Origin of the sequence: Alteromonas sp. CyTr2, from assembly GCF_947311905.1 — a bacterium.
GTDB lineage: Bacteria > Pseudomonadota > Gammaproteobacteria > Enterobacterales > Alteromonadaceae > Alteromonas > Alteromonas macleodii.
Window position 1 is genome coordinate 154,900 of the sequence record NZ_CAMZMZ010000003.1, and the last position, 19,804, is coordinate 174,703.

Below are 19,804 nucleotides of genomic sequence, written 5' to 3' on the forward strand. Positions count from 1 at the left end.
CAAAAATCACAATAAAATAACAAAAAGTGTTTCAGTATCAGTTATTTCCTATCAGTCCGATTTATTCTTTCAATTTTCTCCTGCGTCGTGATCTCCCTACAATTAGACCAAGTAGTCAATTTATAGTCATGGTCAAATAGAGGGTTATCATGTCGGGTCAACAATCTGCTCCTTCTCTCGCTTATTCAAAAGCACGCAATGCTGAAATGTCGAACAATGGCAAAGTTGCCTTGGTTGCGGAAGGTGGTGGACAGCGAGGAATTTTCACGGCAGGCGTACTCGATACATGGTTAGACGCCGGACACGACCCTTTCGATATTCTTATTGGCACTTCAGCAGGTTCACAGAACTTAACGAGTTTTGTGGCGCGTCAAAAAGGCTATGCAAAGCGTCTTATTCGCGGCTTAACTCGACACAAACGCTTTTTCCAAATGGGAAGAGGTTTAATGGGCAAACATATTGTCGATTTAGACTGGTACTTTGACAAAACCCAAGAAGCGAACCGTTTACTTGATCTTGATACTGCGAAGGCTAATGTTGCGGACAGAGAAATTTTATTTACCGCCACAAATTCCAGAGACAGACAGGCGTATTTTCTCGATCCAATGAAAAGTACTCACAACTGGGTCGATCTTATCAAGGCTTCGAGCGCCCTCCCTTTACTTTACAAACAGGGCGTACCGCTGCACATTGACGTCGAGACGAAACAGGCAGCCAATACCGATTTCTTTCTAGACGGTGGCTTGGCTGCACCGTTGCCTGTTACCAAAGCATACAAGCGCGGCGCGACGAAAATCGTAGTTATTCGCACCGTAGATAGAGGCTTTCAAGTACAGTCGCCTTGGCTACAAAAGTTAAGCGCGGTAATGTGCGCAACGGGCACGTGCCCAAAGACCATCGACTATCTGCTGCAGCACGAGCAAGCGTATCAAAAAGAATTGGCATTTATTGAAAACCCGCCAGAAGGCGTAGAGGTTATTCAAATTTTTGCGTCAGATAAGCTTCAAAGTAAATTGTTAGGTAGTACAGACGCACAACTTCGTCACGATTATAAGCTTGGTAAGCAAGCTGGAAGTGCCTTTTTAGAAACCGAAAACAAAGTCATTGCTTACCAGCTAGAGGAAAACAGACAGCCTGTTGCTCCGCTTTTCGATGTAACTGATGCACCCAAGGGCATGCATAGTAAAGACAGCGCTAATTATAGTGTGAAATCAGAACATGCTGCATTAAATCGTAAACGTCCAATTAAGTTGCCTTTCCCAGCACGTCGAACAGGCAAGGTAGATAAAGTAGACAAAGAGAATAGGATCTCCGCGTAGTCCGTTTACTCATTTGATAAAGGGTGCTTGGCAGCAGGTGCATTTTCTCTATTTTGCTACTCTTTCAGTAATATTTCTGTGCTATTTCGGTGCTATTTCGGTGCTTTGTTCGCCATGTTTACATCATGTCTTAGCAAGCTCCTCGCCCGTTCTTGCCACTATTAGCGGCAAACGGGTTGACATTGTCTGGCAGAATATTTATAACGCGCTCACCCACATAATCATTAAATGTAACCATGTCAGAATTATCAACACCCGTAAAACAAACTGAAGCCCATAAACTTATCGACAGCCTATTGAAGTCGAACGACCCAACTGCTGATCTAGATAAGATTGCTGAGGAATTCAACATTGCGAACTGGGGACAGTCTAATGCTGTTTCTGCTGATTTATACTCAGCAGTTAGAGACTTGCTTGGCAAAGGCGTTGTGACTGGTAATGACCTAGTTTCTGGAAAAGACACCATGGACCCGATTGTACACAAAGTACAAGCGGAGACAGAAAAGCTTATTGCTAACCCAAGTGATGCAGACGCTGATCGCGTTCAAACGTTTGTACTTGGCTTCCTACGCACGTTCGTGAGCCAATTACTTCACCCAGGTACAAAGAAAGCGATTTACGCGAAAAAGCTTCCTGACCTAATCAAGCTTCACCAGCAGGTTGCGAAGTAATTAGCAGCGGCGCGACATCACAGATGAAAAGCCATTAGCTTTAGCATACCAGCGTCGCAACAATCGCGTTTAAAAAGAAACCCGCTTCATAGCGGGTTTCTTTTTACGTAAGCGAAAAGTGTCCGTGCATCATCCAGCGCTGATCGGTAGGCACAAAAAAACCGGCCTAAAGCCGGTTCTCAGTATTTGGCGGAGAGAGAGGGATTCGAACCCTCGATACGCTATAAACGTATACACACTTTCCAGGCGTGCGCCTTCAGCCACTCAGCCATCTCTCCAAATTTTGTATCAAGAAGATTTCAACGACGAAAACCCTTGAGCGCGCGTATAGTAGGTAAAGCCGCGCGCTTAATCAAGAACTTGCTGGAAAATATTCAGCAAGTGCTTATAAAACGTGCGCTTATAGCCCGCCTTTCGCTTTTAACTCGGCTGAGAAGTTAAGCATGCGATCAAGTGGAATGAGTGCACCTTTACGCAATTCATCATCAACAAAGATTTCATGCCCATCAGTTTCACCCGTTAAAGACGCCTTAATCGCTTCTAAGCCGTTCATTGCCATCCAAGGGCAGTGAGCACAGCTTTTACAAGTAGCGCCGTTACCGCCCGTTGGAGCCTCTATAAACGTCTTCTCTGGAGTAAGTTGTTGCATCTTGTAAAAGATGCCTTTATCGGTAGCAACAATAAAGGTGTCGTTATCCATGGTTTGCGAGGCTTTTATTAGCTGACTGGTTGAGCCAACTGCATCTGCCATCTCTACCACACTTGCGGGTGATTCAGGGTGAACCAGTATCGCGGCGTTTGGATACAGTGCTTTCATGTCTGCTAGTTTCTGTGCAGAGAACTCGTCGTGAACGATACACTCGCCCTGCCACATTAGCATGTCGGCACCCGTTTGCTTGGCAATGTACGAGCCTAAGTGCCTGTCAGGGCCCCAAATGATTTTCTTGCCCTGGCTGTCTAAGTGCTCAACGATTTCAAGCGCGATGCTTGACGTTACTACCCAGTCAGCGCGCGCTTTTACTGCCGCTGATGTATTTGCGTAAACTACTACAGTGTGGTCAGGGTGCTGATCACAGAATTCGCTAAACTCTTTTACCGGGCAACCAATATCAAGCGAACACGTTGCTTCAAGTGTTGGCATTAGTACGGTTTTTTCAGGGCTAAGAATTTTTGCCGTTTCACCCATGAAGCGAACGCCAGCAACAATTAAGGTTTGTTCTTGTGCATCTCTTCCGAAGCGCGCCATTTCCAATGAGTCTGCCACGCAGCCGCCGGTTTCTTCAGCTAACGCTTGAATTTCATGGTCGGTGTAATAGTGTGCGACAAGCACAGCGTTACGGGCCTTAAGTAAAGCTTTGATCTCAGCCTTTAACTCAGCTTTACGTGCTTCTGATAATGGCTGTGGTTTTGCTGGGAACGGGTACTCTACCTGATCCACTCGAAATGCTACTGACATTAACCTACATCTCTTTTGCGACAAGGGTGCGGATTATACCCAACTGTCATAAAAATTACACACTACCTAATCAACATAAGGGTAATTAAATAGTCGTAGTTATGCTTACCTGTTTTACTACATGGGGTTAGGTAAACCAGATCAAAGTGCAAATGAGACGAGTAGCGTTTTAAAACGCAATAAGCATTGGCGTTTTGTACTGAGGAGATTATTTAAAAAAGGAATATTTGAGCTTGAGACTTGATGGTGGGTCGTGCTGGATTCGAACCAGCGACCAATTGATTAAAAGTCAACTGCTCTACCAACTGAGCTAACGACCCATCAAGTGACACACAGATAAGTTTCGCAATTCAAATGATGGTGGGTCGTGCTGGATTCGAACCAGCGACCAATTGATTAAAAGTCAACTGCTCTACCAACTGAGCTAACGACCCATCAAGTGACACACAGATAAGTTTCGCAATTCAAATGATGGTGGGTCGTGCTGGATTCGAACCAGCGACCAATTGATTAAAAGTCAACTGCTCTACCAACTGAGCTAACGACCCATCAAGTGACACACAGATAAGTTTCGCAATTCAAATGATGGTGGGTCGTGCTGGATTCGAACCAGCGACCAATTGATTAAAAGTCAACTGCTCTACCAACTGAGCTAACGACCCATCAAGTGACACACAGATAAGTTTCGCAATTCAAATGATGGTGGGTCGTGCTGGATTCGAACCAGCGACCAATTGATTAAAAGTCAACTGCTCTACCAACTGAGCTAACGACCCATCATTTGATGCTAGGAGAGAAAGTGGTGGGTCGTGCTGGATTCGAACCAGCGACCAATTGATTAAAAGTCAACTGCTCTACCAACTGAGCTAACGACCCTTTCTTTCCTGTTGTTGCCTGTGTCTTGGCAACGGCGGCATATAATACTCAGATTTTTATTCGACGCAACCCATAACGTCCTTTTATTTTCATTTTTCTGTCAAATTACGACTAAACGGTCAAAATGAAAACAAATCGCTGAGTATTTATACCAGTGCTAATTGAGTTTAGTCAGATTTTTACGAAATACAGTGAAATTTGGTGCAGAAGTTTTATGCACTCTAAATGGAATTTTTTGAAAAAAACTTTTCTCTAACTCATAAAAAAGCCTCTTTAAAAGAGGCTTTGTTCATTACAAGTTATTTAACCGAGATTCAGCGAGGCGTTTCGCCGAAGAATCAGGGTAATCATTTACAACTTGTTGGAACAGCTGACGTGCTGTTGAACTGTCTCCCGTTCGCTCAGCAATGACACCTAGTTTTAATAAGGCATCAGGACGCTTGGAAGAATCGGTAAAGCGATTAGCTACAATATTAAATTGTTCACTTGCTTCGCTCCACTGCTGCTTATTAAACAACAGTTGCCCTAACCAATAGTGCGCATTTGGTGCGTAACCACTGTTGGGAAAGCGTGAAATGAACGATTGAAACGCAGGAATGGCTTTATCGTACTCACGAGACTTAAGGATCAAATTCACCGCATTTTCGTAGGCTTCATCTTCACCTGCTTGCGGTGCTTGCGTTGGTGTAGATGCTGTTGGAGAGCTCACAGAGCCCGAATCAACACCTGCACTAGGCATGGCACTACCTTGTAGCGCGCCGCTTTGCTTAAGTGCCTCCACGCGTTTATCTATTTCAAGATAAAGCTCACGTTGACGCTCAAGTACTTTTTGAAGTTCATTGGTATTAACTTCAACCGCACCACGCAGCTGGTCGACTTCCATTTGCATATTGTCTAGCTGCGTTTGAAGCCTGTGTTGCATTTCGGTTCGGCTCTTAACAATACGCTCTAGTACAACAATACGCTGCTCTAATTCACTGCCGCCATTGGCGTCTACCACAGGCGCTTGCGCAAATGCGGTAGAAACAGCAAGGGCGGCACATAAAGTGACGCCCATTTTTAATGTCTTATTCGTTAGAATAGTCATTAGCGGTAAACAACCACTCCGCGACGGTTTTGAGCAAATGCATACTCAGTAGAACCCATCACTGCTGGTTTTTCTTCACCGTATGAAACTACTGTTACTTGGCTGCTGCTTACGCCAGCATTAAGTAGGTAAGTTTCAACAGACTGTGCACGACGTTCGCCTAGCGCGATGTTGTACTCTGGCGTGCCACGGCTATCAGTGTGACCTTCAATAGTCACTTTAGTGCTTGGGTTTTTCACCAAAAACGCCGCGTGCTTGTCTAGAATACGCTGGAACTCTGGCTTGATGCTTGAGCGGTCAAAGTCAAAGTAAACGGTTTGTTCGTTTTTCAGCGCTTCCATTTCTTGCTGAACCATTTCTTCCTGACGCTTCATACGCTGTGCAGCTTCTGCTTTAACGCGCTGTGCTTCAGCTTCACGTGCTTCCGCTTCCGCAGCCGCTTGTTCTTGTGCAAGGCGGTTACGCTCTGCTGCCAATTCTTCTTCGCTAGGGCCTGAAGAACATGCCATCATTGTCACTACTGGCAATGCGATAATGAAGCTCTTCATCACTTTATTCATTTGCATCCTACTAATCCTTAAATTTTATTGTTTAGTCGTTAAATTGTTAGAACAAAAATGGTGACCAACTTGGCGATTTAACTTGCCCATTGGCTGCTGGTAACCTAGCTTTAAAACGCCCATCTAAAGAAACCAGTGACAACACTTGGGTTCCCTCGTGAAGGGTGCTGTATATAATCATGCTTCCATTCGGCGCTACACTTGGTGATTCATCTAAGTACGTCCGTGTCAGTACTTGAGGTGATCCACCATCCAAAGACTGCTTCGCAATGTGATAGTTCCCATTAGTTTGGTTTACCATAATCATTTGCTTGCCGTCTGGGGAAATCGTACCGCCAAGGTTCTGTTCACCTACAAAGGTAACTCGCCTTACTTTCCCAGAATTTAAATTTACGCTATATATCTGGGGTTTACCACCCCGTTCCGAGCTAAATATTAACCCACTGCCGTCTGGTAGCCACGCGGGCTCCGTATCAATCGCTCTATTTCGTGTTACTCGGCGAAGATTTTTTGTCGCTAAGTCCATCACATAGAGTTCAGGGTTTCCATCTTTCGATAAAACCATTGCAAGTTGCTTGCCATCTGGTGAAAACACCGGGCTACTATTTATTCCAGGGAAATCAGTAATGCGCGTACGCTCGCTGGTGTAGATATTCTGAATGAATATTTGCGGTCTACGATTTTCAAAACTAACGTAGGCAAGCTTCTCGCCATCAGGCGACCACACTGGCGACATAAGCGGCTCTGGCGAAGACAACAAGCGCGTTTCGTTCTCACCATCGTAGTCTGCAATGACTAATTGGTAAGGTTTTTCAACCGTGTCACGGTCGCGAACAATGACGTAAGCAATTTTCGTTAAAAAGGCACCGCGAACACCGGTCAATTTTTCATACACAATGTCGCTAATTCGATGCGCATACTGGCGAAAATCTCGACCGTTGATCACTGCCTGACGGGCAGCTAGTACGTGATCATTACTCGATACCAACTTGCCGTCTTTGAGTACTTTAGCCTGCCCATTGTCAACTTGCCCTTTAAGTACATCAATCAACTCATAGGATACAAGGTAACGGTCGCCTGCTTGTGGCTCAATACTTCCTACTAAAACCGTGTCCACACCTAAGGTTGCCCATGCAGTGAAAGACACTTGCTCCGCTGTCTCTGGGTACTGTGGCATTTTGTCGACAGATACCGGATTGAACTTACCACTACGCATTAAGTCGGCCATCACCACTTTAGAAATATCGCCAGGCATACTGCCTTGACCTTTCCATTTAAATGGCACAACCCCGATTGGACGTGCACTATCTACGCCCTCGGTTATCACAATTTCTAAGGATGCAAACACGTTGGCACTGAATGCCATCGTAATAAGCGCTATCCATAAACCTAGTTTTTTCATACCACTATAATTCCACTTTTAAAGTAATGTCTTTTAACTGCTCGTAAACGTCTGGCGCATCAGATACCGGTAACTTTTCGGCCCTGCGAACCGCGCTTTCAGCCGCTCTACACAGCGCATCATTGCCGCCGAGTACACGAATACTCGTAACAAACCCTGTCGTTGCTAACCGAATATTCAATCGACAGGTTTTGCCTTGATAGCTGTCGTCCGAATACAAATTGCGCTTTATGGTTTGCTGAATAAGCGCGGTATAACGCTCTACTTCAGTAAGTACCTGTTTTCGCCTACGTTCTTGCTGAGCAGCTTGTTCTTTTGCAAGCTGCTCTTGCATGATCCTTTCCATTTCAGCGCGTTCAGCTGCTTCTTTTTTCTTTCGCTCAGCCTCAGCTTTCGCTTTTGCTTCGCGCTCCTTACGCTCTTGTTCCTTCTGCGCCGCTAAGCGCTCCAAGTCTTTCTGACGTTTCGCTTCAGCCGCTTCTGCTTCACGCTTCTCTTTCGCACGCTTGGCTGCTAGCTTCTGCTGGCGTTTTTTCTCTGCCGCGGCTTCTGCTTTTCTTTGCCTTTCTTGCTCTTCGGCTCTCGCTTGAGCTTCAGCTTGTGCCTGCTCCCTTTTTTGATCCGCAATCGCTTGCGCATCAATAAACGTCGCTTCTATCACAGGCGCATTCGACGGCATACTTGGCAAAGGGTCAGGAGAGAAACTGACGCTAATTAGCAACAGCGCAGCAATAAAAAGATGCAAACCAATGGACTTGTACAAGCCTAATTGTTCTGGGCTTATACTGTTGGCTTGCTTGGCACTTTTGCCGTTCTTTTTATCACCACTTACACCGTTACTGGCGTTGTTTGAGTGGCTAGCGGTTGATGTGCTTTTCGACACTTCAGGTTTCGACATATCTATATTACTCAACCGGATCCGTCATTAACCCTACTGAAGGCACACCCGCCTGCTGTAATAACACCATTAGCTGTATCACTTCGTTATACGCTACTTGTCCATCGCCTTTTACCACTACGGGCGTATTGGGCTCTTTGGTCAATTGTGCTTTTACAATAGCGCCAAGCTCATCTTCGCTAATTGGCGATTCCTGGTCTTCGCCTACATTAAGGAAGTAGCGACCTTTAACATCCACTGACGCAATAATAGGTGGTGTATCTTCTTGCTCTATCGGGTTGGCACTTGCTTTAGGCAAATCTACCTTTACCCCTTGAGAAATAAGCGGCGCCGTTACCATAAAGATAATAAGTAGCACCAGCATTACGTCGATGTAGGGCACTACGTTTATCTCAGATACCGGCCTGCGGCGTTTTCTTACATACATAACAAGTCCTCCGTTTTGGAATGTAAACGCTTAGGCTTGTTGTTGTGCTTGCGCAGCAACGGCTTGGCGATGAAGGATTGCAGAGAACTCTTCCATGAAGTTGCCATAGCTATTTTCTAGCTTCTCAACCTGATGGCTGAAGCGGTTGTATGCAATTACGGCTGGGATGGCAGCAAATAGGCCGATAGCAGTTGCAATTAGTGCTTCTGCAATACCGGGCGCTACCATCGCAAGGGTGGCTTGTTGCACTTCACCTAGTGCGATGAAGGCGTTCATGATCCCCCACACAGTACCGAATAGGCCAATGTAAGGACTGATTGAGCCTGCTGTTGCTAAAAAGGGTAAACGACTTTCTAGTTCTTCGACTTGACGAGACATAGAAACGCGCATAGCACGGTATGTACCGTCGACGATACCGTTGGTAGCGGTGTTAGATTTGCGCAGGCGAACAAACTCTTTAAAGCCTGAGCAAAAGATGCTGCCCATGCCTGTTAGGTTAGTTCTGGCAGAAAGCTCTTGATAAAGACGGTTAAGATCAGCGCCTGACCAGAACTTATCTTCAAACTGACGCATTTCGTTGCGTGCCGCCGACAACGCCTTGCTGCGTTGGAAAATAAATGTCCACGAGGCTATCGACACGCTTAATAACAAAAGCATAACTAGTTGAACAATAAAACTCGCTTGTAAAAACAAGCCAATAAAAGTGAGATCAGATGACACGCGAAATTTCCCCTAACAAAGTACGTGGTAATCTTTTTGGCTTCATAACGGCCAAATCGACGCAGGCAACCTTGATATCTCCCGATACCAATGTAACGCCTTGTTCATTTTTAATAATTTGTTGAAACGTCATACTAGCGCCTTTCAATTCTACAACGCGAGTTTCAATACTCAACAGTTGATTGAACCGCGCAGGCGCATAGTTATGCATTTCAACGTGTTTGACGACGAAAGCGATGGATTGTTCCATCAGCGTGTCTTGTTCAAAACCTAGCTCGCGAAGCCACTCTGTACGGGCTCGCTCCATAAACTTTAGGTAATTCGCATAATAGACGATACCGCCTGCGTCGGTATCTTCGTAATACACTCTTACCTGATGTAAATGCATAACTATTCCTTCACCCAAAAATTTAATAATCCAAAGCGGAGTTAAAATAACTAATTGGCGCGACAAAATGCAGAACAAAACCTCCCCACAGAGCCCACCAAAGCTAACATTTAATCAAAAATAAACCAATGCGAAACATCCAGTTAACACATTAGTTTTTCTAATTCAAACCAACAATTTTACTCAATTGTAGTTTTTTATGCTCTCCCTATAATGCACAGCATCAGTCGTACAGAGCGTGATGGTGCTTAGCACGGTCATGCAAGAGTTATTCTCCTGTTAGACATGAGTTCCCTGGATTTATTTCCTTCAACACTTGTTGTTTTAGCCCGCTCAATGAGCGGGCTTTTTTTTGCCTGTAATTTAGCATCTGTACAAAACAAAATATTGGCGGCCCATGCTTAACTTGGGCTATGCGATAATTCGCCATCCACTTTCAATGCTCTGGAATGACAGCTCCCCCCATACGAGCATTTACTTGTAGCGTTTGAAACGGCTTCTGTATTCTCGGTGTTACCAAAAAAAGCCCAGCAATCCAGCTAGGCCTTTAAAACGAATCTGTTGCTTCTTACAAAGGGACGGTAGATTATTCAGACGGAGCGAAGCCAAAGTGAAGATAGGCTCGCTGAGACACAATACGGCCTCGAGGCGTGCGCTGTAAAAAGCCCTGTTGAATAAGGAAGGGTTCAATCACGTCTTCTATGGTTTCTTTCTCTTCACCAATGGCTGCTGCCAAATTGTCTAAGCCTACTGGCCCACCATCAAACTTTTCGATAATAGCAGTAAGCAATTTGCGGTCCATGTAGTCAAAGCCTTCTTTGTCTACATCAAGCATATCTAAAGCTTTGGCCGCAACGTCGGCGCCCACCGTGCCGTCAGATTTAATTTCAGCATAATCCCGAACACGGCGTAACAAACGGTTGGCGATACGCGGCGTGCCCCGCGAGCGACGTGCCACTTCTTGCGCACCTTCCTCGTTCATGTCTAAATTCAGATAGCTCGCGCTTCTTGCCACAATACTGGTGAGGTCTTTTACGTTGTAAAACTCAAGGCGTTGAACAATACCGAAACGGTCGCGTAATGGCGACGTTAGCGAGCCTGCGCGGGTGGTAGCGCCTACCAGTGTAAAAGGAGGAAGGTCTAGCTTAATTGAACGGGCGGCAGGCCCCTCGCCTATCATAATATCAAGCTGATAGTCTTCCATGGCAGGATAAAGAATTTCCTCTACCACTGGACTTAAGCGATGTATTTCGTCTATGAACAATACATCATTGCGCTCAAGGTTGGTAAGCAGTGCAGCCAAGTCGCCAGCTTTCTCAAGCACAGGGCCTGACGTGGTTTTAATGTTTACGCCCATTTCATTTGCCACAATGTTCGCAAGCGTGGTTTTACCCAGTCCTGGCGGACCGAAAATAAGTAGATGGTCTAGCGCATCGTCGCGATTACGCGCAGCTTGAATAAAAATTTCCATTTGCTCACATACGTGAGGCTGCCCCGTATAGTCTTCCAGCATTTTAGGGCGAATGGCGCGGTCGATGACCTCGTCTTCGGTGCTGGCTTCAGGCGTAATCAGTCTGTCGGCTTCAATCATGATAGTTCTACTTTAAACGGTGACGTGAAGACAGGCAGACTAAGAACCGCTGTCTTCGTTGAGCGCCATTATATGGCCGCTTTTAATGATTCGCGAATAAGGGCTTCACTTTCCATGCCCTCTTTATATACGCTGTCAACTAGCTTGCTCGCTTGAGCAGGTTTATAGCCCAGTGCAATAAGCGCGCTTTGTGCTTCTTCCCGAGCGTCGTTTACAGCAACAATAGTGTTGGTGGATAGCAAGTCGCCACTTGGAGGTGGTACAGCAATACTCTGCGCCTTGCCAAATTTTGCTAGGCGGTCTTTAAGCTCTACCACTAAACGCTCTGCGGTTTTCTTACCTATACCCGGTAAGCTGACGAGTGCAGAAACATCTTCATTTTGTACACTTGCCAAGAACTGGCTTGCCGACATTCCAGATAAAATAGCAAGGCCTAACTTTGGGCCTACACCATTGGCTTTGATCAATTCTCGGAAAAGCCCTCTTTCCATTTTATCAGCAAAACCAAACAGCAATTGGGCGTCTTCACGAACCACAAAATGTGTGTACACCACCACTTCTTCACCCACCGCGGGAAGCTGGTAGAAACTGGTCATAGGCATGTGAATTTCGTAGCCAACACCGGCTACATCTACAAGAATTTCTGGAGGCTGTTTCTCAGCCAACGTACCGCGAATTCGTCCAATCATGAATTATCTCTGTAAAAGCGTGAGCTTTAAGCAGTACTAGCGCAAACGACCACGAACGGTTTTTCGGGCTTGCCCTGCCATGTTTATCAGGCTCTGTTCGGTGTGTGCATGACACAAGGCAACGGCTAATGCATCGGCAGCATCGGCCTGTGGCGTGCCGCTTAAGCTAAGCAGGTGTTTTACCATGTGCTGAACTTGCGTTTTATCTGCGCCACCTTTTCCAACTACCGACTGCTTAATTTGCCTTGCGCTGTATTCAGCAACAGGAAGTTGCGCTTGGGTGGCTGCCACAATGGCGGCACCTCTGGCCTGACCAAGCTTTAACGCTGAATCAGGGTTTTTCGCCATAAATACTTGCTCAATAGCAAATTGGTCGGGTTTATATTGACGAATAATATCGCCAACCCCGGTAAAAATATTAGCAAGACGAGAAGGCAAATCTGCCGTTCCAACGCGAATGCATCCGCTTGCTAAATACACCAGTTTACCTTGCTTGCGTGCAATTAAACCGTAGCCTGTGATCCGAGAACCTGGATCTATACCCAGTATAACCATTAAGGCACACTCGGTACAAACAAAGATACCGCTTCTTTATTAGAGGGAGACCATAAACGCGCTAGCGCTTCCTCTTTCGACACCCATTCGTACTGCAAGTGCTCTGTCAAAACAATGGGTAATTCGCTGTTTATTTGAAGGGAAAATACGTGTTCTGTGTTGTGCACAGTACCAGGAGGATAGCGATGTAGCCAGCGGCTACGAATTTCGTATTGGTTTTGCTTATCGTGATCGTTAACCACAAAGCCGTGCGCTTTGGCATCGATGCCAATTTCTTCACACACTTCACGATATGCTGTTTCTAAGGGTAACTCCCCCTCTTCTAACGCGCCGGTTACCGACTGCCAAAAGGTGGGGTCATCTTGTCGTTGCAAAAGCAGCACTCGGTAGTGTTGGTCATACAACACTACCAGTGCAGATTCAGGCTTCTTATACGCCATAAATTACGATTGCTTTTTCACCGTTGCAATAGCTAGCTCTTCAAGCTGCTGTGGATTTGCAGGGCTAGGCGCCGATGTTAACGGACATGCCGCTGTGGTCGTTTTAGGGAATGCCATAACATCACGAATAGACGTCGCGCCAGTCATAAGCATTACCAGACGGTCTAGACCAAACGCAAGACCTGCATGCGGCGGCGCACCAAAGCGCAGTGCGTCTAGCAAGAAGCCAAACTTGTTCTTCGCTTCTTCATCGTCAATGCCAAGAATGTTGAATACCGTAGACTGCATGTCTTCATTGTGAATACGTACAGAACCACCGCCTAATTCAACACCGTTCAATACCATATCGTAAGCGTCAGATAAGGCTTCAGCTGGGTTAGCTTTAAGTTCTTCTGGCGTTAAACCACGTGGCGCGGTAAACGGGTGGTGAATAGCGTGAAGCTGACCGTCAAACTCTTCAAACATTGGGAAGTCAACAACCCAAAGTGGCTTCCACTCGCCTTCAAGAAGCTCAAAGTCTTCACCAAGCTTAAGACGAAGTGCGCCCATCGCTTCGGTAACCACAGTGTAGCTGTCTGCACCAAACAATAGAATATCGCCACTTTGTGCGCCAGTGCGCTCTAGCATGGCGTTAGTGATGTCTTCAGTTAGGAATTTAAGGATTGGCGACTGTAGACCTTCAAGACCTGCACCAGCATCGTTAACTTTAATCCAAGCCAGACCTTTCGCGCCGTAAATACCTACAAATTTAGTGTATTCGTCTATTTGCTTACGCGAAAGCGACGCCCCACCAGGTACGCGAATAGCTGCTACGCGACCTTTAGGGTCGTTTGCCGGGCCGCTGAATACTTTAAAGTCAACGTTAGCAAGCAGGTCTGCAACGTCTGTTAACTCTAGCGGGTTACGTAGGTCTGGCTTGTCGCTACCAAAGCGCGTCATGGCTTCTTTGTACGTCATGCGCGGGAAGTCGCCAAGGTCAACGTTTAGCATTTTGTTGAACAAGTCGCGGATCATGCGCTCGGTAATAGACATTACGCCATCGGCATCTAAGAACGTGGTCTCAATATCGATTTGGGTAAATTCTGGCTGACGGTCGGCACGTAAGTCTTCGTCGCGGAAGCACTTAACAATTTGATAGTAACGGTCCATGCCCGACATCATCAGAAGCTGTTTGAAAAGCTGTGGCGATTGCGGAAGTGCAAAGAACTCACCTTTGTGCGTGCGGCTTGGCACTAGGTAGTCACGTGCACCTTCTGGCGTTGCCTTTGTAAGAATAGGGGTTTCAATATCAAGGAAACCTTCTTCTTCTAGGAAGCGACGTACAGCACCGGTTACTTTTGCACGGAATTGTAAACGCTGGCTCATTACAGGACGGCGAAGATCTAGATAACGATAGCGAAGGCGCTGTTCTTCGGAGTTTTCTTGGTTCCAGTCCAGTGGAAGCACGTCAGACTTGTTGATCACTTCAAGGCCTGTGCCTAGGATCTCAATCTCGCCAGTGCGCATGTCTTTATTTACTTGACCTTCAGGGCGCGCACGCACTTTACCCGTTAGCTTTACGCAGAATTCGCTACGCAACGTGTTAGCAACCGATAGCACGTCTGGTAAATCTGGGTCGAACACCACTTGTACGATACCTTCGCGGTCGCGTAAGTCGATGAAAATTACACCGCCTAAATCGCGACGCTTATTAACCCACCCGCAAAGGGTAACTTCTTGTCCAATGTATGATGAATCGATATTCCCACAGTAATCTGTGCGCATGGTCCTTGACCCCTGATGTTTTTTCTTGCTTCGCATGCAGTGAATTGGCGTTCAAAACCGCTTACTTTTGGGCTTAAGACTTTGCCAAAAATCGCGTAAACTTGCTGGCCAATAAGCTGGCCCGCCCACAACATGCATAATGTAATGATTTAAAGGCCGCATAGTATAAACAAATGCTTGATAAAGCCCAATGACAAATATGAACAAATCAGCCATATCACAAGGAAATCTCTATATTGGATTACCAATGTGGCAACACAGCCATTGGCCAAGCACGTGGTTTGCTAATTATCCCAAGTCTGATAATGGATTGTCGCTGTATGCTAAGGAGTGTAATACGGTTGAAGGGAATACCACATTTTACTCTCTTCCTCACCAAGACGCTGTAGCAAGATGGTGCAATTCAACACCCGATCACTTTAGATTTACTTTCAAATTTCACCAGAACATTACTCATGTACATCAATTACAGCATTGTTATGAAGAGGTTGCCCAACAGCTTGCTTTATTAAGCCCGTTAAAAGAAAAGCTAGGAGTCATGATGCTGCAACTGCCCGCTTCTTTTGGGCCAGAAAAGCTATCCATTTTGGATACCTTTTTAGCGGCGTTACCTCAAGAATTAAACATAGCGGTTGAAGTGCGCCACTTGGCGTTTTTTGCAAAGGGTGACGAGGAAAAGGCGCTTAATCAACTTTTGATCCGCCACGGTGCGAACAGAATCATTATGGACACCCGAGCGCTTTTCACTGGCTCTTTAGACGCAGGGTGAACAAATAGACGTGCGATGCTAGAGGAAGTGCGAGAGAAAAAGCCTCGTGTACCAGTAAATGTTATTGCTACAGGCCATACTCCCATTGTGCGCTTTGTAGGCAATGATGTTGATGATGACAACCAACGCTGTTTATTGCCTTGGGTGAAAAAAGTGAAGATTTGGCAAAGTGAAGGAAAAGACGTGTACTTTTTTTGTCACCGCCCAGACAACAAAGATGCTCCCTGGTTAGCGCAGCAGTTTATCGATTTGTATAACAACGATAATCCATCACTTGTGCTAAATAACCTATCTATCAAAAGCCAACCAGAGCAGAATGCCTTGTTTTAACGCATCACTAAACAGTGATGCGTTTAATAACTCTCTAAGCTCGACTATGTCTATCTGAAATCAGCTGCGTCTAGCTCGTGCTTTTTCATAAGCTTGTGCATATCAGTTCTATTTCTACCAGCAAGCTCTGCCGCGCGCGTTACGTTGCCGTCGGTCATTTTAAGAAGCTTGTGAAGGTATTGTTGCTCAAAGGCATCGCGCGCTTCTGTGAGCGTAGGCCAGCTTTGCTTGGTTGCTGAAAGAGCCTGCTCGACCAAATGAAGCGGAATAACCGGCGTTTGTGTTAACGCCACACACTGTTCAACCACGTTCACTAGCTGGCGTACGTTACCTGGCCAAGATGAGGTCACTAACTGCTGCATTGCGTCATCTGAGAACTGACTTACGTTTACGCCATGACGCTGCGCACTTTGTTGTAGTAATGATCGCGCAAGTAAAGGGATGTCCTCGCTACGCGATTTCAGCGAAGGAAGCTTGAGATTGACTACATTTAGTCGGTAATACAAGTCTTCGCGGAAGGTGCCTTCTTCCATTTCTTTGTGCAAGTCTTTGTGCGTTGCAGAAATGATACGCACATCGATGTCTACGTGCTTGCTACTACCTACTGGACGAATTTGACGCTCTTGTAATGCACGCAGCAGTTTTACCTGCAGCGTCATCGGCATATCGCCAATCTCATCCAAGAACAAGGTACCGCCGTCGGCTTCTCTAAACAGACCAGGGTGAGCAGCTACAGCACCGGTAAACGCACCTTTGGCATGACCAAATAGCTCAGACTCAAGCAAGTTTTCAGGTAATGCTCCACAGTTAATAGCCACAAATGGTTTGTCGCTGCGGTTACTGGCTTTATGAATGGCATTAGCAAGTAACTCTTTACCTGTACCGCTCGCGCCGCTAATAAGCACAGACACTTCACGCTGAGCTATGCGGAACGCCTGGTCTAGTACATTTAGCATTTCTGGAGAACGGGTAATGATGTCCTTTGCCCAATCCCCAGGCTGTGCAGCTTGAGACTGGCTAAGTGCTTTTTGCAGCAGCGCGCGTAATTCGTCGTGATCGACAGGTTTAGGCAAAAACCCAAATACACCACGCTGAGTGGCTGCTACCGCATCAGCAATGGTGCCGTGAGCCGTCATCAGAATTACAGGAATATCTTTTCTAATTCCCATAATTTCTTCAAACAAACTCAGACCATCTAAGCCCGGCATACGCAAGTCACTTAATACTACATCGTAGTTGTCGTTTTGAAGCTTTCTTAACGCTGATTGACCGTCTTCCACTGCGGTCACCTCATAACCTTCACCTTCCAGACGAATGGTTAATAAGCGCAATAAGCTCTTATCGTCATCTACCAACAATAAGTTAGGGTTACTACTCGCCTTTTCGCTCACTGTTGTGTACTCCTGTTTTTATCCATCAGTGTTGCTTCAATCTGCAACAATTCTTCTAGTTTTTTGCGCAGGTTAACTGCTTCAATTTCAAGTGCTTTTACTTTCTCACCACGAGAAGTATTTTCCTGCTCTAATACCACCATGGCAGACTCAAGCTGCATGATCTGGTTGTTATGCGACCCAGCAATAACGTTAATTACTTCCTGAGCTGTTGGTGTGAATTTATTAGCGATATCGTCTACGGCCAATTGCGCGCGTAATCTGTCTTGATAAGGGGTGTCAGTAGGTAAGGTTAAAATGTAGGCATGCAGCGTATCGAAAGCCGAGTCGCCCAATGCTTTTAATGCCTGCTTTCGCTCTAACCAAGGTTGATTAGCTGCAGAAATCCACGTGTTTAGCCAATACGTTGCATCGCAATTGTGCTCGAACCCCTGTGGAGGCTCAACAAATAAACAAAGGCCACGTTCTATTTTAGCTACAGGCGTCACCTTTTCTGGCTCACCTGCGTTGTCGTTGTTCCTGGTTAAACTCTGACATCCTGTCAGCACCAGTAAGGCGACAATTAAACCACTTATTCTCATTTTATTTTTCCTGTTGCCCAATGGTCACTCTAAAGCAAACATCGGCATAGTCTACATCTACAACACGCACATCACCATGCATCAGTCGAGCGCAATCGGCAACAATTGATAACCCTAAACCCGTCCCAATGACATTGTCGTTTCTCGGCTCGGTTCCTCGGATAAAAGGTTCAAATAAAGTATGTACTGACTCTGGAGCAATACGCTTACCGCGATTGGCAACATCCAGTACAAGATTATCGTTTTCGTTATAAAGGCTAATATTTATCGGTCTTCCCACTGCGCCATGCGCGACTGCATTGGACACCAAGTTATCAAGTATTCTTCTAAACAGCTCCTCGTCTATACGCACCTCGGACGCAGTTATCTTTACTTCCACTTCTCTATCCTGAATGGCGAGCGCGTAATCTTCTAAACAAGCAGAAACTAACTTACTAACGTCACTTTGTACCATTTTTGGCTGAGCTTGTTGCAACAGCAGGTTGTAGTCGAGCAACTTTTCCACCAGCGTGTTGAGCCTTTGCGTGCTAGCAGTAAGTAGCGAAAGTACTTCGCGTTGACTGTTATTCAACTCGCCCACCACGTTTTCAGACAACAAGCTGCAGCCTTCTTTAATGCTGGCAAGCGGAGTTTTGAGCTCGTGAGCAGCGTGTCGCAGCAAGGCGGTTCTAATATGCTCCAACTGCTGTAGTCGATCATAAAGCCAATGTAAATCTTTCTCTACATCAATCAGTTCTTTTGGCGCTTGTCTTGAAAGGGGTGGAAGCTGACCATCGCTGTGGGCCATGATCCTTATAATCTTTTTTAAGTTGTTAACGGGGTTAACAATAAGTTGACTCCCCATCAGTATTAGCAATAACGAAACGCTTACAAGCATAGCTGTAGACCAAGCTTGTTTTGCTTGCATGGCATTTAAGTCATCTTGCTGGACTTTGACACGTTCAGTAATAGCGGCTTCGACATCGTCGCGAAGCTGGTCGACGCTATCGCCCACCGATGCAAGGTAAGCATTGAGTAAAAGCTGGTCTTCAATCGCTCGATATTCGGCTAATTGATTTAGCTGTTCAGAAAGTCGTGTGCAGGTAGTTGGTACCGAGAGAGCCTGACATAGATTGTCAGCGGCCACGGCAAATTGATCGATGGCGTTATCAGAAAGAGAGGCCACCCTATCATTTCTCAACACAGCAAATTGGCGAATGCTGCGCTCTACGTCAACGACCGCGTTATCGAGTCTTTGCATGTCGCTAACAACATCGACAACAAACCGTGTTTCAAGTGTTGTCATTTGACCCACTTTGGCTAAGTCGCTTTGACTTTGCCAAAGTAAGGCTATAAGAGGGATAAGGGCCAGTACAAAACTACCTAGCGTCAACTGCCTTAGTGAACCAAGTTGTACCAAGCGTTCACCAAACGAAACCTTGTTTATCAGAACCTTACCCTCTTAAATATATTATTTTATCTACTCACTTGCTGTGAGCTTTTCATTGCCTGGCGTCAACTTGCTTTTTGCCAATTCGGCTTCGGAAAGTTTGCCATCTTCGTTGTCATCAATCAGCCCAAAGTTACGCAGTAGACCTGTGTGTCGAACGGCTTCTTTAAGTGATATCAGACCGTCTTTATCTGTGTCTAATTCCTGCATCAACGAGCGCGCTGGACTTGCGTACGCGTCCGCTACTGAAATGGCTTGTACTGCAGCAACAGCACAAAGTGCTAAGAAAACTTTTTCGAGACGTTTCATCATGAATCCTCCGCTAAACGCTTTTAAAATCCTTCTCAATCCGCTTTGATACCAGCCCTGTGTTATCAGGTTATGCTGCTATTAAAGCTCATGGATACTACCACTAGTCTTCAATTAACCACTATCATAATTGCATTCAAACTGCTTATGCG

The 19,804-nt window shown here is 45.9% G+C and carries 19 protein-coding genes, 7 tRNA genes and 1 pseudogene; 3 read left to right on the forward strand and 24 right to left on the reverse strand.

Going from position 1 to position 19,804, the window contains the following annotated elements; translation table 11 throughout:
- The first annotated feature begins 149 nt into the window (after window positions 1-149).
- Together QME20_RS03310 and QME20_RS03315 are read left to right on the forward strand one after the other, a co-directional pair.
- Entirely contained in the window at window positions 150-1,319 is a 1,170-nt protein-coding gene (locus tag QME20_RS03310; RefSeq protein WP_281715454.1) for a patatin family protein, read from the forward strand.
- Between the two features lie 236 nt (window positions 1,320-1,555).
- The gene (locus tag QME20_RS03315; protein ID WP_039233464.1) at window positions 1,556-1,990 is read left to right on the forward strand and encodes a hypothetical protein; all 435 of its coding nucleotides are present in this window, start codon (window positions 1,556-1,558) and stop codon (window positions 1,988-1,990) included.
- Window positions 1,991-2,177: 187 nt separating this feature from the next.
- Here the strand turns inward: QME20_RS03315 and QME20_RS03320 are convergent.
- The 20 genes from QME20_RS03320 to aspS form a co-directional block, all read right to left on the reverse strand.
- Window positions 2,178-2,268: transfer RNA gene (locus QME20_RS03320), tRNA-Ser, on the reverse strand.
- A 122-nt stretch (window positions 2,269-2,390) separates the two neighbouring features.
- A complete protein-coding gene (gene nadA / locus QME20_RS03325) occupies window positions 2,391-3,446 on the reverse strand; it encodes a quinolinate synthase NadA (RefSeq protein ID WP_014948872.1) in 1,056 nt (351 codons plus the stop codon).
- Window positions 3,447-3,690: 244 nt separating this feature from the next.
- Window positions 3,691-3,766, reverse strand: a tRNA-Lys gene (locus QME20_RS03330).
- A gap of 38 nt (window positions 3,767-3,804) precedes the next feature.
- Window positions 3,805-3,880 (reverse strand) — tRNA-Lys (locus QME20_RS03335).
- A 38-nt stretch (window positions 3,881-3,918) separates the two neighbouring features.
- Window positions 3,919-3,994: transfer RNA gene (locus QME20_RS03340), tRNA-Lys, on the reverse strand.
- A 38-nt stretch (window positions 3,995-4,032) separates the two neighbouring features.
- Window positions 4,033-4,108 (reverse strand) — tRNA-Lys (locus QME20_RS03345).
- Between the two features lie 38 nt (window positions 4,109-4,146).
- Window positions 4,147-4,222, reverse strand: a tRNA-Lys gene (locus QME20_RS03350).
- Between the two features lie 24 nt (window positions 4,223-4,246).
- Window positions 4,247-4,322: transfer RNA gene (locus QME20_RS03355), tRNA-Lys, on the reverse strand.
- 292 nt (window positions 4,323-4,614) lie between these two features.
- A complete protein-coding gene (gene ybgF / locus QME20_RS03360) occupies window positions 4,615-5,409 on the reverse strand; it encodes a tol-pal system protein YbgF (RefSeq protein ID WP_014948871.1) in 795 nt (264 codons plus the stop codon).
- Window positions 5,409-5,975, reverse strand: coding sequence for a peptidoglycan-associated lipoprotein Pal (gene pal, locus QME20_RS03365; protein WP_014948870.1), 567 nt, complete (start codon window positions 5,973-5,975; stop codon window positions 5,409-5,411). Before pal ends, ybgF begins: the two co-directional genes overlap by 1 nt.
- Before the next feature lie 40 nt (window positions 5,976-6,015).
- Entirely contained in the window at window positions 6,016-7,371 is a 1,356-nt protein-coding gene (gene tolB, locus QME20_RS03370; RefSeq protein WP_281715455.1) for a Tol-Pal system beta propeller repeat protein TolB, read from the reverse strand.
- 4 nt (window positions 7,372-7,375) lie between these two features.
- On the reverse strand, window positions 7,376-8,269 hold the full coding sequence (tolA, locus tag QME20_RS03375) for a cell envelope integrity protein TolA (protein ID WP_278344751.1): 894 nt from the start codon (window positions 8,267-8,269) through the stop codon (window positions 7,376-7,378).
- Window positions 8,270-8,276: 7 nt separating this feature from the next.
- Window positions 8,277-8,696, reverse strand: a complete 420-nt coding sequence (gene tolR / locus QME20_RS03380) for a protein TolR (RefSeq protein WP_061485248.1) — start codon at window positions 8,694-8,696, stop codon at window positions 8,277-8,279.
- A gap of 30 nt (window positions 8,697-8,726) precedes the next feature.
- Window positions 8,727-9,416, reverse strand: a complete 690-nt coding sequence (tolQ, locus tag QME20_RS03385) for a protein TolQ (RefSeq protein WP_014948866.1) — start codon at window positions 9,414-9,416, stop codon at window positions 8,727-8,729.
- Window positions 9,406-9,804 (reverse strand): tol-pal system-associated acyl-CoA thioesterase, encoded by a 399-nt coding sequence (gene ybgC / locus QME20_RS03390; RefSeq protein ID WP_014948865.1) that lies wholly within the window; start codon window positions 9,802-9,804, stop codon window positions 9,406-9,408. Before ybgC ends, tolQ begins: the two co-directional genes overlap by 11 nt.
- 586 nt (window positions 9,805-10,390) lie before the next feature.
- A complete protein-coding gene (gene ruvB, locus QME20_RS03395; protein ID WP_039216778.1) occupies window positions 10,391-11,395 on the reverse strand; it encodes a Holliday junction branch migration DNA helicase RuvB in 1,005 nt (334 codons plus the stop codon).
- 68 nt (window positions 11,396-11,463) lie between these two features.
- Window positions 11,464-12,084, reverse strand: a complete 621-nt coding sequence (gene ruvA / locus QME20_RS03400; protein WP_014948863.1) for a Holliday junction branch migration protein RuvA — start codon at window positions 12,082-12,084, stop codon at window positions 11,464-11,466.
- 36 nt (window positions 12,085-12,120) lie between these two features.
- Window positions 12,121-12,639, reverse strand: coding sequence for a crossover junction endodeoxyribonuclease RuvC (gene ruvC, locus QME20_RS03405; protein ID WP_039216777.1), 519 nt, complete (start codon window positions 12,637-12,639; stop codon window positions 12,121-12,123).
- Complete coding sequence (gene nudB, locus QME20_RS03410; protein WP_039216775.1) at window positions 12,639-13,079, reverse strand: dihydroneopterin triphosphate diphosphatase; 441 nt, start codon at window positions 13,077-13,079, stop codon at window positions 12,639-12,641. The genes ruvC and nudB overlap by 1 nt, the downstream gene beginning before the upstream one ends.
- A gap of 3 nt (window positions 13,080-13,082) precedes the next feature.
- Window positions 13,083-14,843, reverse strand: coding sequence for an aspartate--tRNA ligase (gene aspS, locus QME20_RS03415; RefSeq protein WP_014948860.1), 1,761 nt, complete (start codon window positions 14,841-14,843; stop codon window positions 13,083-13,085).
- Window positions 14,844-15,090: 247 nt separating this feature from the next.
- Here aspS and QME20_RS03420 point away from each other — a divergent pair.
- A pseudogene (locus QME20_RS03420) lies at window positions 15,091-15,942 on the forward strand (DUF72 domain-containing protein).
- Window positions 15,943-15,992: 50 nt separating this feature from the next.
- Here the strand turns inward: QME20_RS03420 and QME20_RS03425 are convergent.
- Genes QME20_RS03425 through QME20_RS03440 form a run of 4 tightly spaced genes read right to left on the reverse strand, consistent with a single transcriptional unit; the run spans window position 15,993 to window position 19,655 of the window.
- The gene (locus QME20_RS03425) at window positions 15,993-17,333 is read right to left on the reverse strand and encodes a sigma 54-interacting transcriptional regulator (protein WP_014948857.1); all 1,341 of its coding nucleotides are present in this window, start codon (window positions 17,331-17,333) and stop codon (window positions 15,993-15,995) included.
- A complete protein-coding gene (locus tag QME20_RS03430) occupies window positions 17,330-17,914 on the reverse strand; it encodes a hypothetical protein (protein WP_281715456.1) in 585 nt (194 codons plus the stop codon). The genes QME20_RS03425 and QME20_RS03430 overlap by 4 nt, the downstream gene beginning before the upstream one ends.
- A 1-nt stretch (window position 17,915) precedes the next feature.
- Entirely contained in the window at window positions 17,916-19,313 is a 1,398-nt protein-coding gene (locus tag QME20_RS03435) for a HAMP domain-containing sensor histidine kinase (RefSeq protein WP_014948855.1), read from the reverse strand.
- A gap of 60 nt (window positions 19,314-19,373) precedes the next feature.
- The gene (locus QME20_RS03440) at window positions 19,374-19,655 is read right to left on the reverse strand and encodes a calcium-binding protein (RefSeq protein ID WP_223866688.1); all 282 of its coding nucleotides are present in this window, start codon (window positions 19,653-19,655) and stop codon (window positions 19,374-19,376) included.
- Window positions 19,656-19,804 lie beyond the last annotated feature (149 nt).

Coding starts and splice junctions, on each gene's coding strand:
- ybgC (WP_014948865.1), bottom strand. CDS start 9,804: ATGCATTTACATCAGGTAAGAGTGTATTACGAAGATACCGACGCAGGC.
- QME20_RS03315 (WP_039233464.1), top strand. CDS start 1,556: ATGTCAGAATTATCAACACCCGTAAAACAAACTGAAGCCCATAAACTT.
- tolA (WP_278344751.1), bottom strand. CDS start 8,269: ATGTCGAAACCTGAAGTGTCGAAAAGCACATCAACCGCTAGCCACTCA.
- QME20_RS03310 (WP_281715454.1), top strand. CDS start 150: ATGTCGGGTCAACAATCTGCTCCTTCTCTCGCTTATTCAAAAGCACGC.
- tolR (WP_061485248.1), bottom strand. CDS start 8,696: ATGTATGTAAGAAAACGCCGCAGGCCGGTATCTGAGATAAACGTAGTG.
- aspS (WP_014948860.1), bottom strand. CDS start 14,843: ATGCGCACAGATTACTGTGGGAATATCGATTCATCATACATTGGACAA.
- ybgF (WP_014948871.1), bottom strand. CDS start 5,409: ATGACTATTCTAACGAATAAGACATTAAAAATGGGCGTCACTTTATGT.
- ruvB (WP_039216778.1), bottom strand. CDS start 11,395: ATGATTGAAGCCGACAGACTGATTACGCCTGAAGCCAGCACCGAAGAC.
- nadA (WP_014948872.1), bottom strand. CDS start 3,446: ATGTCAGTAGCATTTCGAGTGGATCAGGTAGAGTACCCGTTCCCAGCA.
- ruvC (WP_039216777.1), bottom strand. CDS start 12,639: ATGGTTATACTGGGTATAGATCCAGGTTCTCGGATCACAGGCTACGGT.
- pal (WP_014948870.1), bottom strand. CDS start 5,975: ATGCAAATGAATAAAGTGATGAAGAGCTTCATTATCGCATTGCCAGTA.
- tolB (WP_281715455.1), bottom strand. CDS start 7,371: ATGAAAAAACTAGGTTTATGGATAGCGCTTATTACGATGGCATTCAGT.
- QME20_RS03440 (WP_223866688.1), bottom strand. CDS start 19,655: ATGATGAAACGTCTCGAAAAAGTTTTCTTAGCACTTTGTGCTGTTGCT.
- QME20_RS03430 (WP_281715456.1), bottom strand. CDS start 17,914: ATGAGAATAAGTGGTTTAATTGTCGCCTTACTGGTGCTGACAGGATGT.
- nudB (WP_039216775.1), bottom strand. CDS start 13,079: ATGGCGTATAAGAAGCCTGAATCTGCACTGGTAGTGTTGTATGACCAA.
- ruvA (WP_014948863.1), bottom strand. CDS start 12,084: ATGATTGGACGAATTCGCGGTACGTTGGCTGAGAAACAGCCTCCAGAA.